The sequence below is a fragment of the Gordonia sp. PS3 genome, assembly GCF_041950545.1.
Lineage (GTDB): Bacteria > Actinomycetota > Actinomycetes > Mycobacteriales > Mycobacteriaceae > Gordonia > Gordonia sihwensis.
Window position 1 is genome coordinate 605,245 of record NZ_CP169524.1, and the last position, 15,274, is coordinate 620,518.

General features: G+C 69.8%; 14 protein-coding genes and 1 tRNA gene. 8 read left to right on the top strand and 7 right to left on the bottom strand.

Annotated elements, in window-relative coordinates:
- Window positions 1-117 precede the first annotated feature (117 nt).
- Entirely contained in the window at window positions 118-1,275 is a 1,158-nt protein-coding gene (locus ACE11G_RS02785; protein ID WP_006896665.1) for an IS30 family transposase, read from the top strand.
- A 339-nt stretch (window positions 1,276-1,614) separates the two neighbouring features.
- On the opposite strand, the gene otsB is transcribed toward ACE11G_RS02785, so the two are convergent.
- Genes otsB through ACE11G_RS02810 form a run of 5 tightly spaced genes read right to left on the bottom strand, consistent with a single transcriptional unit; the run spans window position 1,615 to window position 6,260 of the window.
- Window positions 1,615-2,379: a trehalose-phosphatase gene (gene otsB / locus ACE11G_RS02790; RefSeq protein WP_006897335.1), complete on the bottom strand. Its 765-nt coding sequence runs from the start codon at window positions 2,377-2,379 to the stop codon at window positions 1,615-1,617.
- Complete coding sequence (locus tag ACE11G_RS02795; RefSeq protein ID WP_375003603.1) at window positions 2,376-3,815, bottom strand: trehalose-6-phosphate synthase; 1,440 nt, start codon at window positions 3,813-3,815, stop codon at window positions 2,376-2,378. The genes otsB and ACE11G_RS02795 overlap by 4 nt, the downstream gene beginning before the upstream one ends.
- Window positions 3,816-3,820: 5 nt before the next feature.
- Window positions 3,821-3,985, bottom strand: coding sequence for a hypothetical protein (locus ACE11G_RS02800; RefSeq protein ID WP_006897333.1), 165 nt, complete (start codon window positions 3,983-3,985; stop codon window positions 3,821-3,823).
- Between the two features lie 23 nt (window positions 3,986-4,008).
- Window positions 4,009-4,800 (bottom strand): MerR family transcriptional regulator, encoded by a 792-nt coding sequence (locus ACE11G_RS02805; protein ID WP_062366028.1) that lies wholly within the window; start codon window positions 4,798-4,800, stop codon window positions 4,009-4,011.
- Window positions 4,797-6,260, bottom strand: coding sequence for a threonine/serine exporter ThrE family protein (locus ACE11G_RS02810; protein ID WP_039867752.1), 1,464 nt, complete (start codon window positions 6,258-6,260; stop codon window positions 4,797-4,799). Before ACE11G_RS02810 ends, ACE11G_RS02805 begins: the two co-directional genes overlap by 4 nt.
- Window positions 6,261-6,441: 181 nt before the next feature.
- Between ACE11G_RS02810 and ACE11G_RS02815 the strand changes: the two genes are divergently transcribed.
- Window positions 6,442-6,513 (top strand) — tRNA-Thr (locus ACE11G_RS02815).
- A 62-nt stretch (window positions 6,514-6,575) separates the two neighbouring features.
- Here the strand turns inward: ACE11G_RS02815 and ACE11G_RS02820 are convergent.
- A complete protein-coding gene (locus ACE11G_RS02820) occupies window positions 6,576-7,052 on the bottom strand; it encodes a GyrI-like domain-containing protein (protein ID WP_006897330.1) in 477 nt (158 codons plus the stop codon).
- 75 nt (window positions 7,053-7,127) lie between these two features.
- Between ACE11G_RS02820 and ACE11G_RS02825 the strand changes: the two genes are divergently transcribed.
- Genes ACE11G_RS02825 through ACE11G_RS02850 form a run of 6 tightly spaced genes read left to right on the top strand, consistent with a single transcriptional unit; the run spans window position 7,128 to window position 13,065 of the window.
- A complete protein-coding gene (locus ACE11G_RS02825) occupies window positions 7,128-8,699 on the top strand; it encodes a carboxylesterase/lipase family protein (RefSeq protein ID WP_006897329.1) in 1,572 nt (523 codons plus the stop codon).
- Window positions 8,696-9,130 (top strand): RidA family protein, encoded by a 435-nt coding sequence (locus tag ACE11G_RS02830; RefSeq protein ID WP_006897328.1) that lies wholly within the window; start codon window positions 8,696-8,698, stop codon window positions 9,128-9,130. Before ACE11G_RS02825 ends, ACE11G_RS02830 begins: the two co-directional genes overlap by 4 nt.
- Window positions 9,127-10,323 (top strand): winged helix DNA-binding domain-containing protein, encoded by a 1,197-nt coding sequence (locus tag ACE11G_RS02835; RefSeq protein WP_006897327.1) that lies wholly within the window; start codon window positions 9,127-9,129, stop codon window positions 10,321-10,323. The genes ACE11G_RS02830 and ACE11G_RS02835 overlap by 4 nt, the downstream gene beginning before the upstream one ends.
- Window positions 10,324-10,375: 52 nt before the next feature.
- Window positions 10,376-11,083 carry a response regulator transcription factor gene (locus tag ACE11G_RS02840; protein ID WP_006897326.1) on the top strand — a complete coding sequence of 236 codons (708 nt, stop codon included), beginning with the start codon at window positions 10,376-10,378 and terminating at the stop codon, window positions 11,081-11,083.
- A complete protein-coding gene (locus tag ACE11G_RS02845; RefSeq protein ID WP_006897325.1) occupies window positions 11,080-12,618 on the top strand; it encodes a cell wall metabolism sensor histidine kinase WalK in 1,539 nt (512 codons plus the stop codon). The genes ACE11G_RS02840 and ACE11G_RS02845 overlap by 4 nt, the downstream gene beginning before the upstream one ends.
- 21 nt (window positions 12,619-12,639) lie before the next feature.
- A complete protein-coding gene (locus ACE11G_RS02850; RefSeq protein WP_006897324.1) occupies window positions 12,640-13,065 on the top strand; it encodes an HIT family protein in 426 nt (141 codons plus the stop codon).
- 17 nt (window positions 13,066-13,082) lie between these two features.
- Here ACE11G_RS02850 and ACE11G_RS02855 read toward each other — a convergent pair whose 3' ends face one another.
- Window positions 13,083-15,179, bottom strand: a complete 2,097-nt coding sequence (locus tag ACE11G_RS02855) for an ATP-dependent DNA helicase RecQ (RefSeq protein ID WP_006897323.1) — start codon at window positions 15,177-15,179, stop codon at window positions 13,083-13,085.
- Window positions 15,180-15,274 lie beyond the last annotated feature (95 nt).

Genomic DNA, 15,274 nt, shown 5'->3' on the forward strand with positions numbered 1-15,274 from the left:
GAGACCGTCTGTCTGGGGTTTCGACTCGCTGCGCTCGCTCAACGGGCCGGCGGATTCAAGCGGTCAGTGCAACGAGTCCTGTGAGATGAGGCAGTCACTGATCACAGGAGGATCCGGATGCAGGGCAAGCACGGTCATCTCAGTCGGGAGCAGAAGCGGCTGGCACTCAGGCTGCATGCGAGGGGTTGGCGGCTGGTCGACATCGCCAAGGAGATCGGCTGCAGCGCGCCGATGGTCGGGATCATGGCCCGCACCGGCAGGCACGCCGACGCCAAGCCGTTCGGCTGGGAGCCACGCCAGGGCTGCCTGACGATTGACGAGCGCGAGCAGATCCTGGTGGGGATCAATCGTGGCGACACCTTCACCGCGATCGCCGAGCACCTGGGGCGCGCGGTGTCGACCATCAGCCGCGAGGTGAAGCGCGGCGGTGGTCGCTGCGGCTACTCGGCATGGCATGCGCACGAACGCGCTCGCGATCAAGCTCGTCGGCCGAAGTCTTTCAAGCTCGCGTCAGGCCGGTTGCTCGAGGAGGTCTCCAGCCGGCTGGAGCAGTTGTGGTCCCCCGAGGAGATCGCGGCGCGCCTACGGTTGGATCACGCCGATGATCCGGAGATGCGCGTGAGCCACGAGACGATCTACCAGTCCCTGTTTGTCCAGGGCCGAGGCGAGTTGCGCCGCGAGTTGGCGCGGTGTCTACGGTCCGGAAGAGCGGCCCGAAAGCCCCGCGGCACCACTGACGGCCGCGGCCGGATCCCCGGCATGGTGATGCTCAGCGAACGCCCCGCAGAAGCCGACGACCGCGCCGTGCCCGGACACTGGGAAGGCGACCTCATCCTTGGCGAGGGCAGCCGCAGCGCGGTCGGGACGCTCGTCGAGCGATCGACGCGGATGACGCTGCTGTTGCACCTCCCAGATGGCAAGACAGCCGAGCAGGTCGAGGCAGCGATGCGCGCCGCGATCAGCAAACTACCGTCCTCGTTGGCCAGAACGATCACCTGGGACCAGGGCGCGGAGATGTCGCAGCACGCGGCGTTCACCACTGCCACGGGTATCCCGATCTACTTCTGCGATCCCCACTCGCCCTGGCAGCGCGGGAGCAACGAGAACACCAACGGCCTGTTGCGTCAGTACCTGCCCAAGGGCACCGACCTGAGCGCCGTCACCCGCGAGGAGTTGGACGCGATCCAGGACAGCCTCAACAGCCGACCGCGCAAGACTCTGGGCTATCTGACACCATCAGAGAAGCTCGCAGAGCTTCTTGCGCCCACCGCTTGAATCCGCCGCCTGAAAGGTCGCTCGGTAGCTGTTTCCAGGGTTGCCGTATCGAGACTGCCTGTGTGGGGTTTCGACTCGCTGCGCTCGCTCAACGAGCCTGGAGGGTCGCTCGGCAGCTGTTTCAGGGTTGCCGTATCGAGACTGCCTGTTTGAGGTTTCGACTCGCTGCGCTCGCTCAACAAGCCTGAAAGGTCGCTCGGTGGTCTGTTTCAGGGTTGTCGAGTAGGCGTGTGAGCGTAGCGAGCATGCCGTGTCGAGACCGCCTGTTTGGGGTTTCGACTCGCTGCGCTCGCTCAACCAGCCTGGGGGAGGGGCGCTCAGTGCGCCTTCGCACGACCGTCAGCGGCGCAGAGCGGCCACGGTCTCCAGGACTGTCGCGACCCCGTTCGGATCCGCGACGCGGAAGTGCGCCGCCGTCGGGCCGTCTCCGACCTTGACTCCCACATCGTCCGGACCGAGGCGCGCGAAGGCCTTCTCGTCGGTCACGTCGTCGCCGAGGTAGAGCACGGCGTCCACCTCGAGCGCCGCGCGCAGGCGGTCGAGGGCGTGTCCCTTACTGGTCTCGATCACCGCGAGTTCGATGACCGCTTTGCCGTGGGTCACCTGCACCCCGTCCCACGACGCCGGACCGGACTCGGCGAGAGCGAGCGCGGCGTCGGCGTCGGCAGGGGATGCGTTGCGCACATGAAGGGTGGTGCTGACCGGCTTCACCTCCACCGAGGTGCCGGGGAACCGGGCACTCAGACCGCGGAACTCGGCGACGATCCGCCGCAGCAGTTCGCGTTGCCCGTCGGTGACCGGATCGTCGAAGCCTTCGGCGAACTCGGCGCCGTGGCTGCCGACCAGCGTGATGTTCTCACTCGCACCGGAGAGCGCGCGCAGGTCGGCGCGGGCCCGGCCGGACACCAGTGCCGCCGCGGTCCGCGGCGCCGCGGCGCACTGCTCCAGCGCCGCCATCGAGCGCGGTTCGGGGACGGCGTCCTCGGGCCGCGCCACGATGGGTGAGACGCACCCGTCGTAGTCGGAGGCGACGAGCACCCGCGGACGGGCGGCGAACGCTTCGAGCGCGGCCCGCAGGGCGTCGTCGAGCATCGTCTCGGTCATGCGTCGGCGGCGAGGGTGTCGAGGAAGCTGGTGGCCCACAGATCGACGTCGTTGGTCATCACCTGATCGTGGAGGATGCGCATCCGCTCACGGCGGACTTCGGCGGGATCGGTGACGGCGGCCTCGATCGCGTCGTCGACGTCGCGGTCGTCGTACGGATTCAGCAGGTAGGCCTCGCCGAGTTCGGCTGCGGCGCCGGTGAACTCGCTCAGGACGAGGGCGCCGCCGAGATCCGCGCGCGCGGCGAGGTACTCCTTGGCGACAAGGTTCATCCCATCGCGCATCGGGGTCACGAGCATGACGTCGGCCGCGCGGAAATAGGCGAGCAACTCGTCGCGGGCCACCGGCTGCAGCAGGTAGCGGATCGGCGGGCGCGCGACGGTCCCGTATTTGCCATTGAGGTGACCGACCATCTGCTCGATGCGATTGCGCATGTCGATGTAACTGTCGACGCGCTCGCGGCTGGGGCTGGCGAGCTGCACCATCACCGTCTTCGCGGGATCGAGCCGGCTGGAAGCGAACAGCCGCTCCAGCGAGGCCAGCCGGACGTCGATTCCCTTGGTGTAATCGAGCCGGTCGACGCCGAGCAGGAGCACCTCGGGGTCACCGAGTTCGGCGCGGATCGCGACCGCGCGGTCGGCGGCGGCCGTGGCCTGCGCCGCCACATCGGCCGAATCGATGGAGATGGGGAACGAGCCGACCTTGACGGTGCGGCCGTCGTACTCCACCGCTCCGAAATCCTCCCGCGCGGTGATCGGGCCGTTCGAGGTGCGAGTGCCGAGGAGCCGGCGCGCGAGTGTCAGGAAGTTCTCTGCGCCTCCGGGCAGGTGGAAGCCGAGCAGGTCGGCGCCCAGCAGGCCCTCGAGAAGATCGGTGCGCCAGGGGAGCTGGCTGAACAGCTCGGTCGGCGGGAAGGGGATGTGCAGGAAGAACCCGATCCGCAGGTCGGGACGCGTCTCGCGCAGCATCGCGGGGACCAGGAGCAGCTGATAGTCCTGAACCCAGACCATCGCATTCGGGGCCGCAGCACTCGCGGCGGTCTCCGCGAACCGGCGGTTCACCCGGACGTACGCCTCCCACCAGTCATGCCGATACTCGGGCTTGACGAGTAGATCGTGGAACAGCGGCCACAGAGTGGCGTTCGAGAACCCCTCGTAGTAGTCCTCGACCTCTGCGGCGCTCAGCGGCACCGGGTGGATGTCGATGCCCTCGACGTCGGGCTTCTCCTCGGGGGACCCGTCCTGCGACGCGCTGCCCGACCACCCCACCCAGGCGCCCGACCGGGTCTCCAGGGTGGGGGTCAGTGCCGTCACGAGTCCGCCCGGCGAACGCTTCCAGACCACGGAGCCGTCGGGCCGAACCTTCTTGTCGACCGGAAGACGATTTGCGACGACGACGAAATCCGCACCCGTCGCAGGGTGCCCGGGGGCCGTCATCCGCGTCAGGCGGACTCGCCGGGAGCGATTCCGAGCATCGACAGCAGCATGCGGCATTCGTCGGCGTCGGTGGCGTAAGCGGCCACCACGCGGCGGGCCTTGTGTGCGGTCTCGTCGGTCACCGGCTCCAGTTCGTCATCGGCGATGTCGTCGGTCGTCTTAGCTGCCATGGCCGGGATTCTACCCGAGCCGATCAGCGGTGCCGGTCGGCGTTCGCGACGATCGCATCCCGTACGTACCGGGCCAGTCCGGGCTCGATCTCCTCGTACGACGCGGTGAACCGCGGGTCGCTCACGTACATCTCGCCGAGGCAGGTGTGGAACTCGTGGCTGCACTCGTAGAAGCGCTCGTCGATGTGCTTGCGCGCCCGTTCTGCGGCGTCCATGGCGGCCGTGCTGTCGGCGGGTTCGCCCGCCCGCATGGCCGCGGCGAACGCCGCGTGGATCGCGTCGGTCTCCGCCTTGATCTGTTCCCAGTCCGCCTTGGTGTAGTCGCGAGTGCGGCGGGCCGACTGCTTCCACGCGTCGGTCTGCCCCCACCGCTCCTCGGCTTCGGCCTGGTACTCGTCGCGGAATCCGTCGCCGAAGATCTCTCGCATCTCTTCGGCGGTCGCTGGTCGTTGCTGCATCTGCGTCTCCATCGCTCGATCGATGGCTGCGACGAGTTCGGTCAACTCGCCCAGCCTGGACACGACGGCCTCGCGTCGCCTGCGCAGGTGATCGACTGGGTCGCCGTCGCCGTCGAGCAGTGCCGCGATCTCGTCCAGCGGCATCTCCAGCCGCCGGTAGAGGACGATGCGCCAGAGCCGGTCGAGGTCCGCCTCGGTGTAGAGGCGGTAGCCGGCTCCGGTGCGCTTGGCGGGCGACAGCAGTCCGATCCGGTCGTAGTGGTGCAGAGTGCGCACCGTGACTCCGGTCAGATCGGCCAGACGTCCCACCGTCCAGGTGGTCGTCCCCGTGCCGTCGGCCCCGTTCGTCGCCGTCATGGATTCCAGCGTGGAGGCTTACGTCGCGTGAGGGTCAAGCCGTGCGGCCGGCCGTCGCGCAGCGCGTCGCGTTGGCGCGCCAGCGCCGCGGGCAGCCGGGGCCGTTTGAGCGTGCGTGCGATGAATTCGCCGAGGGTGACTCCGGCGGCGATGGAGCAGCCGACCGCGATGGCTGTGGCCAGCTCGCCGAAGCCGGCCAGCGTCTCGCCGCTCATCACACCGTAGAGACCGCGGTACATCGCCAGACCGGGCAGCAGCGGGGTGATGCCGGCGACGGCGACCACGAGTGGCGGGACGAGGGCTCGACGAGCGGCGAGACCACCGATGAGGCCGACGACGATCGCGGCGACCGCACCCGAGACGATGGCTCCCGCGTCCGTGAGCGAGAGCCCGCTGATCACCCCGGAGGCCAGCACACCCGCGCCGAGCGCGACCGGGATCGCGCGACGCTCGGCGTAGCTGGCGAGTGCGAAGGCGCCCGCGGCGATCGCTCCGCCGATCACGGTCGCGGCCACGTCCGACGGTCCGAACGGAGACGTCGTCGTCAGGCCCGGCAGACTCCCGCCCAGCGCCTCGACCAGCCGGATCGCCATGGCCACGCCCGCCAGGATCCCGCCGGTCATCAGCACGACCTCGGAGAATCGGGCGGTGCCGGTGATCGGCGCCCCGGTGATCGCGTCCTGCACCGAACCGACCAGCGACAGTCCCGACAACAGCGCCACGATCCCCGCCGCGATGATCTGCGACGGCGCGAAACTCACGTCGAGCGCCTCGCGCCAGTGGTACAGGCCGGCCGCGGGGAGCACGGCGATGAACCCGCCGAGCATCTGCTGGAAGAAGATCGGGGTTCCGATGCGGGCCAGCCGCCGGTTGAGAGCGACGATGACGACGGTGGTCAGGAAAGCCGTCAGCACCACCAGCGTGGTACCGCCGAGAAGGATCGAGATACCCAGCGCCAGAACGCCCCAGGCCAGATTCGCGAGCCAGTACGGGTAGGGGTGAGGGGCGCTGACGATGCCGTCGACGATCCGGTGCGCGGTTCCGGGGGTGATGGCCAACTGCCGGATGCGCCGCACCAGGCGGTCGACGTGCGCGAGCCGGGTGAAGTCGAGCGACCGGTAGTGGACCGTGCGCACGGTGGTGACCGGCGGCAGCGTGGGGCCCCGCCGGGCGCTCACCAGGATGCGGTTGAACGTGACGTCCACGACGACGTCCTCGAGACCGTAAATGCTTGCGACGAAAGCGATCTGGTTACCGGTGTCGATGGCGCCGGTACCCGAGTCGAGGAGCACCGCGCCGATACGTGCGGCGAGATCGAGGACTTCGGTGATCGCGGCCTCGTCGTCGAGCGGGATCGGTTTGCGGGGTGCGACGACGATGCTGCCCGGCTCGATCGTGTCGATCGTGGCCGTGGCGTCGCCGAGAATCTTGTCGAGTCCCTGACGGAACATCGCTTTCACACGCACCCTGCCTCCTCACAGGTCAGTCGCGGAGGCGGTCCGGTGGGGCCGCCGCCTTCGATCGTGGCATCGCACGCACCGGCCCGCGAGGGTTGTCCCGCGGAGGTGCCCGAGGTAAGTCGTCGGCCCGGGGACCGGGCGTTACTGGTTCGCGGTGTGACCCTATATACTTCCGCCGCAGGCCTCCTTAGCTCAGTGGTAGAGCACTCGCCTTGTAAGCGAGCGGTCGTCAGTTCAATCCTGACAGGGGGCTCCGCCGCGGGCCTGACGCATCCGATGCGTCGGGCCCGCTCCACTCTCCCGGCGGTGCGGTCCTCAGAGGAGGACCAGCAGATCGGTCCGCAGGTCGTCGTGTGCGACGACGCTGGGATCGGTCACGTAGATCTCGACCACCGCGCGGGGCACCGCACCCCCTTTGGCGAAATGGGTCTCCATGAGCAGCTCCCACGCCGACCCGAGACCGTCGAAGCCGCCGAGGTGCGACATCACCAGGGCGCGGCCGGTGGGGAAGGTCCCGTTGTCGATGCCCTCGAGGTCGGTGGGCTCGGCCACGGGGAAACCGATCGTGACGTCGAACTCGTCGGTGACGTCGCCCTCGTAGACGGCGAAGCCCGGTCCGATCGGCCGAGCCTGCGCCAGCAGGTGGAAATGGCCGTCGAAGATCTCCGGCAGGTCGTCCATGCGGACCTCGGGAAATTCCATGGTCACCACCCGCACCGCGTCCGGCAGGGACACCTCGGTGGCTTCGAAGAACGGCTCCTCGCGCAGGATCAGGGGCAGTGAACTGGTCATGAATCCATGCTACGGCCGCGCGGCCCGGAGTCGGCACATGCTGCACACCGGTCCATCGCCCGGCAAGATGGAGGCGTGACTGACACCGTTCACGTCGTCGACACTGTCTACGGTCCGCTGCGGGGCACCAGCACACCATCGGCCGACCTGTGGCTGGGAGTCGCGTACGCGGCTCGTCCGACCGGGCCGCGACGCTGGCTGCACGCGCAGCCGCCCCGTGAGCGCAGCGAGGTCATCGACGCCCGCAACTTCGGCCCGGTGTGCCCGCAGCCGGTGATGCAGGTGATCGATCTCGGGCCGGAGGCCTTCGCCAACGAGGACTGCCTCTATCTGAATGTCGGGACGCCGCGCGGCGTGGCCGGCACCGACGCACGCCTGCCGGTGATGGTGTGGGTCCACGGCGGCGCCTACCTCTGCGGATCGGGGTCGCAGCCGCTGTACGACCCGGGGTCCCTGGTGCAGTCGTCCGTCACCCGCGGGACGCCGACGATCATCGTCACCCTCAACTACCGGATGGGCGCGTTCGGGTTCGCCGATCTGCGTCATCTCTCGTCCGGCGACGAGACCTTCCAGGCCAATTGCGGTCTCTCGGACGTGCTCGCCGCGCTGGGCTGGGTGCGCGACAACATCGAGCGTTTCGGCGGAGATCCGGGCAACGTCACGCTGTTCGGCGAATCGGCCGGCGCCGGTGTGGTGACCACGTTGCTGGCCTCGCCCGCGGCGAAGGGACTGTTCCATCGGGCGATCGCCCAGAGTTCCCCGGCCACCACCGTGTACGACGCCGAGCGTGCCGAGCGTTACGCGAACATGCTGCTGGCCGAGCTCCCGCCCGAGTACGTGCGGCCGAGCGAACTGCGCCGGACGCCTGCGCTGGATCTGGTGAACGCGTCGTCGGCGATCTTCAACCTGGTACCCAACCGGTTCCCCGGCACCATCGCGTTCGCCCCCGTGGTGGACGGCGATCTGGTGCCGCTGGATCCGATGGAGGCCATCGTCTCGGGCGAGGCGCACCGCGTGCCGCTGCTCATCGGAACCAACCGGCACGAGACCTCGCTGTTCCGCTGGATGTCGACGCCGCTGCTTCCGGTGAAGAATGACGGTGTGGACGCGATGTTCACCCTGATCGGCACCGAGCGGCCGACGCTGCGCGTCCCCGAACCCGACCGCCTCGACTCCTCCTACCGTCACGTGCCCTCGGGAGTGCGCAGTATGGCCATCTCCCGCGACATCGGATTCCGGATGCCCGCGGTGTGGATCGCGGAGTCGCACGCCCAGGTGGCGCCGGTGTACCTGTACCGGTTCGATTGGGCCACACCGCTCCTCCGCGTCCTCGGCTACGGTGCCGCGCACGCCACCGAGGTGCCGTACGTGTGGGGCAACCCGGCGTCGAGCCGGCGTGATCCGATGTACGCGCTCGGCGGACGGGCCACCGGCGAGAAGGTGCGGCACCGGATGCAGTACCGCTGGCTCGGTTTCGCCGCGGACGGCGACCCGAACACCGGGGAGGACGGCGACGCGCTCTGGGAGGCGTACGTGCCGCAGCGCCACAGTTCGCTGTTGATCGGCGGCACCGAGGACACCTCGGTGACCGGACTGGACGACAGCACGCTGCGCGCGTGGGGAGACGAGGTGCTGAGCTTCCGATGACCGAACCCGAGTACTTCCGGTCCGCGACCCTGCACGACGGCGGATTCGCCTACGGCGCACAGACGGCACCCGGAGCGCTGATCTTCACCGCGGGAATCTCGCCACTCGACGCCGACGGCGCGATCGTGGGCGCGAACGACCCCGAGGCGCAGGTCCGCCGCGCCGTCGAGTGTCTCGACGTCCTGCTCGCGGAGCGGGGCGCCGCGCGATCGGGAATCGTGAAACTGACCGTCTACGTCGCGGCCGCCGGTGCCGACGAGCTCGGCGCCGTGTGGCTCGCGCTGGACACCGCGTTCGACGCGACTCCGCCGTCGATAGTCCTCGGGGTGTCGGCGCTGCCCTACCCGGGGCAGCGGGTCGAGATCGAGGCGGTCGTCGCGGTCTCGGGCGGCCACATCCCGCACGCCCCGGTCGAGCGGGGCTCGGTGTGACCGCCCGACCGCGCGTCGGCGACGGTCAGCGGCGCGCTCGGCTGCTGCGTCGCCATCTGCTGGACGGCTCCGCCGGACACCGGGTCACCGAGGTCGCCGACGCCGTCATCGGACTTCATGCCACCGTGCCGTCGACGGTCCACCTGGCGGCGTGGGCCCGGGGTGCGGCGCCCGACCCGCAGACGGTGGAGACCGCGTTGTACGACGAGCGCTCGGTGGTCAAACAGCTCGTGATGCGCCGGACGCTGTTCGTGATGACCCGGCCGGTGCTCGCCGAGGCGGTCGGCGCGATCGGGCCCCGGGTGGCAGCTTCGGAACGGACGAACATCCTTCGCGATCTGCGTCGCGACGACGGTCCGGACCATCCGGAGGCCTGGATCGAGCGGGCGCGCGAGGCGATTCTCGCGGAGCTCTCCGACGGGGCCGCACTTTCGGCACCGGAGTTGCGGAGACGGTTGCCGGAGTTCGACATCGAGATCATGCGCGACCACGGCAAGTCGTACGGCGGACCGTCGCCGATGCTGCCCCGAATGCTCAACCATCTGGCCGCGCGGGGAGAGGTGGTGCGCGGCCCGAACGCCGCCGACTGGCACCGCTCGCGGCCGTCGTGGACGTCGATGTCGTCGTGGCTGGGGGCGCCCCTGCCGCATGTCGACGAGGCGGCGGGGCACGTCGCACTGGTGGAGCGGTGGCTGCGCCGGTACGGTCCGGGCACCGAAGCCGATCTGGTGTGGTGGCTCGGCACCACCAAGACCGCGGTGCGCGCCGCACTGGCATCGCTGCCGGTGACCGAGGTGGAACTGGACTCGGGTGCCACGGGCTATCTGATGTCCGACGATCTCGCGGAGGTGGAGCCGGTGCCGCCGCGGGCACTGCTGCTGCCCGGCCTGGACCCGGCCACCATGGGCTGGCGGGAGCGCGACTTCTATCTGGGATCCCACGGTCCGGAGTTGTTCGACCGCACCGGCAACGGAGGACAGACGGCCTGGTGGGACGGGCGGATCGTCGGCGGCTGGGTGCTGACCGAACAGGGGGTGAGGGTGGTTCCGCTCGAAGACCTTCCCGCCGAGGCCCGCGACGCGCTCGCCGAGCGGGCCGACGAGCTCACCCGGTGGCTGGGGGACGATCGGCCGGCGCCGGGATTCCCGTCGCCGCTGATGCGGCAGCACGGCCGGGCGCGACCCTCACAGTGATCTCCCAGGTTCTTGCCAGTCGGACCGCCGGAGGGGCAGGCAAGCTGGAACCATGACTTCTGCTGACAAACCCGCCAAGGTCCTCGTCGTCGACGATGAGGAGAACATCAGGGAACTGCTGTCGGTGTCGTTGAAATTCCAGGGATACGAGGTCGTCGCCGCCGCCGACGGACCGCGCGCGCTCGACGTCGTCCGTACCTTCAGGCCGGACGTCCTGGTCCTCGATGTGATGATGCCGGGGATGGACGGGTTCGGCCTGCTCCGGCGCCTGCGGGCCGACGGTGTGGACGCCCCGGCCCTGTTCCTCTCGGCCCGGGACTCGGTGGAGGACAAGGTGAACGGACTCACGATCGGCGGCGACGACTACGTCACCAAGCCGTTCAGCCTCGAGGAGGTGGTGGCGCGGCTGGCCGTTCTGCTGCGGCGCAGCGGCTTCGGCGAAGGCGAGGCGGAACCGACCCGAATCGTCTTCTCCGATCTGGAACTCGACGACGAGACGCACGAGGTGTTCAAGAACGGTGAACTGGTCTCGCTCTCACCGACCGAGTTCACCCTGCTCCGGTACTTCATGGTCAACGCCGGGACCGTGCTGTCGAAGCCGCGGATCCTCGACCACGTGTGGAGCTACGACTTCGGCGGTGACGTGAACGTCGTCGAATCGTACGTCTCCTACCTGCGCCGCAAGATCGACACCGGGCCCAAGCGGCTCATCCACACGCTGCGCGGCGTGGGATACGTGATGCGTGAGCCCCGCGAATGACGATGAATCCGCCCGGCGTCGGCCCCGCTCCGCAACCGCCCGGCCCACCCCCTCCGCATCCGCACCTGCCGCACCGTGGCGGGCGCCGCGGCGTGCCGCTGCGGATCTCGCTGGTGGTGCTGACCGCCGTCCTCGTCGCCCTCGGTCTGGTGTTCTCCGGTTTCGCGGTCACCTCGGCGATGCGCGGCAACCTCATCTCGCGTACCGACGCCGGGCTGGACGACGCCGTCAACGGCTGGGCCCGGCCCCGCGATCTCTCCACCGACCACCGGACCGGCCCGCCCGGCCCCAAGCGCCCGCCGTCGCAGTACTACGTGTCCACGGAACTGCCGACCGGAATGACCCTGACGATCAGCGACTTCTCGTCGAGCCCGGACCTGAGTTCACTGCCCGACGGCGACGCGGCGCCGACGACCGTCGACTCCGCCGGCCCGGGGCCGCAGTGGAGGGTCATCAAGCGGCAGTCGGACTTCGGGTCCACGGTGGTGGCGATCCCGCTCACCGACGTCCAGGAGACGATGAACCGTCTCATCTGGCTGCAGGTGGGGATCGGCGCCGTCGTGGTGATCGTGATCGGCGTGCTCAGCTCGCTGCTCGTACGGTCGAGCCTGCGCCCGCTGCGCCGCGTGGAGGAGACCGCGCACGCGATCGCGGGAGGCGACCTGCACCGGCGAGTCGCCGAAGCGCCGGAGAACACCGAGGTGGGCAGTCTGGGCCGGTCGGTGAACGCCATGCTGACGCAGATCCAGGCGGCCTTCGCGGCGACTGCCCGATCCGAGCAGCAGGCCCGGCGGTCGGAGGAGAAGATGCGCCGGTTCGTCGCCGACGCATCGCATGAGCTGCGGACACCGCTCACGTCCATCAAGGGGTTCTCCGAGCTGCTCTCGATGGGCGCGGTGGACTCCGGCGACGCGGTCCGCCGGATCTCGTCGGAGGCCGACCGGATGAGCCTGCTCGTGGAGGACCTGCTGATCCTCGCGCGGCTCGACGCCCAGCGCCCGCTGAACCGCGGCGAGGTGGAGATCGTGCCGTTGGTGGCCGACGCCGTCGAGGGGGCGCGGGCCGGCGCGCCCGGATCGGACATCGCCTTCGACGTTCCGTCCGCCACCGGCGATCCGGTGGTGGTCGGCGACGTCGCCCGGCTGACACAGGTGGTGCGCAATCTGGTCGGGAACGCCGTCGCCCACGCGGGGCCGGACGCGCACATCCGGGTGGTCGTGGAATCGTCGCCGTCGGACGTGCGGGTCACGGTGGCCGACGACGGACCGGGAATGACGGCCGAGGACGCCGAGCATGTCTTCGAGCGCTTCTACCGGGGCGATCACTCCCGCCACCGAGAGGTCCCGGGGGCCGGGAACGGACTCGGCCTCTCCATCGTGGCGGCGCTCGTCGACGCCCACGGCGGCCGGGTCGGGGTCGACACCGCACCGGGCGAGGGCGCGCGATTCTGGTTCATCCTGCCCCGGATCGACACCGCGGGATTCGCCGGCGCCGCCGGAACCGACGAGCCGGACCACCCGCCTGCGGAGGTCTGAGGCTCATCCTACACTCGGGTCATGCCTTCGGTCTTCACGCACATCATCAACGGCGATCTGCCGGGCCGCTTCGTCTGGAAGGACGGCGTCTCGGTCGGCTTCATGACCATCGCGCCGGTCACTCCGGGGCACGTGCTGGTGGTGCCGCGCAAGGAGATCGATCACTGGGAGCAGATCGACACGCCCACGTTCACGCATATGACCGACGTGTCGCAGAAGATCGGCCGAGCGGTCAAGGACGCCTTCGACGCCCCGCGGATGGGCATGCTGATCGCCGGTCTGGAAGTGCCGCACCTGCACATCCACGTGTTCCCGGCGCACTCGCTGGAGTCGTTCGATCTGACCAAGGCCGACCAGAATCCCTCGCCGGAGTCGCTCGACGACGCCGCCGAGCGGATTCGCGTCAGCCTGCGCGCGCTCGGCTACGGGGAGAACGTCCCGGACTGAGGCGTCGCGGCCGCGCCTCACGCGGTCTTGTGGACCACCAGCGGCAGGACGGCGGAGGCCCCGGACTCGCGCAGTGCCGCGGCGGCGAGGGTGACCGGCCAGCCGGACCCGGTCTCGTCGATCACCAGGAGCACCGCGCCCGACACAGCGGGCATGGGCCCGAGGTGGTCGCGCCAGTACGCCGCCTCGTCCGCGCCGGTGGCCTCTCGACCGGGCCGCGGGCCGGGCCGCACCGGGAGCGCGTCGCCGGTGCGGCGGCCCACCTCGCGCAGTCGTTGAGCGAGGGTAGCGGCCAGCGTGCCGCCCGTGAGGTCGAGCGAGTAGATCACGTCCGGCCGCACTCCCGACGACCGTCCCCACTGCGCGACCACGGTCACGGCGGCTTCGGCGAGAGCGCTCGACGCCTCCGAGTCGCCCGCCTTCGCGGCGTCGAGGACATCGCGCCACTGGGGTGCGTCGGCGAAGGCCAGCACCCGTCCCGGTTCGGCCATGGCGCCGGGCGGGATCCGGCCGCGGCTGCCGAAGGCGCCGCCCGGCCACATCTTGCGGGGTTCGAGGAGTTCGGCGTCGCGCCGCAGCACGGCTCCGACCTCGGCGACGATCCGGGTCTCCGGTGCCTCGGCGAGCCCGGGGGTGATCTCGCCCCGGCACACCGAGCAGCGCCCGCAGTCCTGGGAGCGAGGATCGTCGAGGGACTCGGTTAGCAGACGCATGAGGCACTTCTCGCCGCGGATGAACGAGCGCATGATGTCGGCCTCGCGACGCCGGACGGCGAGGACGCCCTCGTAGTGCTCGGCGTCGTACACCCAGGGCTTCCCGGTGACCGACCACCCCTCGCTCGATCGCTCGACCACTCCGTCGACCGCCAACTGTTTGCACATCAGTTCCACGCGGCCGCGGCGGATACCGGTCGCGGACTCCAGGCCCGGGACCGTCATCGGGCCGTCGGCGTCGCCCAGCGTCTGCAGCAGTCGTTCCATGCGCGCCGGGTCGGGGATCGTCGCGGTGGCGAAATGCTCCCAGATCGCGTCGTCGAGCCGGGAGGCGAGGAGCATCACCACCGCCTCGTCGAGCGCACGGCCGGCACGGCCCACCTGCTGGTAGTACGAGACCGGAGACGGCGGTGCTCCCACATGCACGACGAACCCCAGATCCGGTTTGTCGAAACCCATCCCGAGCGCCGACGTCGCGATGAGAGCTTTGACGCGGCCCGCGAGCAGATCGTCTTCGAGGCGATGCCTTTCCTCGGCGGGCAGTCCGCCGGTGTAGGCCGCGACCGCGAGTTCGTCCCCGTGGACGGCGCGGATCGCCCGGACAAGGCGATCGGCGTCCGCGACGGTGAGCACGTAGACGATTCCGGAACCGGGAAGCATCGGTAGTTCCTGTGCCACCCAGGCGTACCGCTGCAGTGGGTCGAGTCCATCGATCACGTTGAGATGCAATGACTTCCGTGCCAACGGGCCGCGCAGGACAAGCGTGGCGTCGCCGAGCTGCGCCGCGACGTCGTCGGTGACGCGGGCGTTGGCGGTGGCAGTGGTCGCCAGCACGGAGGTCTGCGGATTCAGCCGCTGAAGCACGTCCGACACGCGCCGGTAGTCGGGACGGAAGTCGTGTCCCCAGTCGGAGATGGCGTGGGCCTCGTCGATCACGACCAGGCCGAGCCGCCCGGCGAGAGCTTCGAGCACGCGGCGACCGAAACCCGGATTGGCGAGTCGTTCGGGCGACACGAGCAGTACGTCGAGCGAACCGTCGAGCAACGCGCCCTCGATGGCCGACCATTCGTCGATATTCGCCGAATTCACTGTGGCAGCACGCAGTCCGCCGCGCGTGGCCGCCGCCACCTGGTCGCGCATCAGCGACAGCAGTGGCGAGACGATGAGGGTCGGTCCGCCGCCGGCCGCACGGATGACGGCCGTGGCCGCCCAGTACACGGCGGACTTGCCCCAGCCGGTGGCCTGCACCACGAGCACGCGGGCGCCGGGCGCGGCCAGGGCTGCCACCGCAGTCTCCTGGTCCGCCCGCAGCCGGGCGTCGGGGCCGGCGAGCGAGGTGATGACCTGATCGGCGATCTCCCGCTGCGGGGGAGTGAGCTGCTGCGGTGGGGACGTGACCATGGCGCCCAATGTATCGCCGCTCCCGGACTGTAACGACTCCGTCATCCACAGGAATCTCCCAGCAGTGGCCCAGGGCCGCGGGAGCGAACCGCACG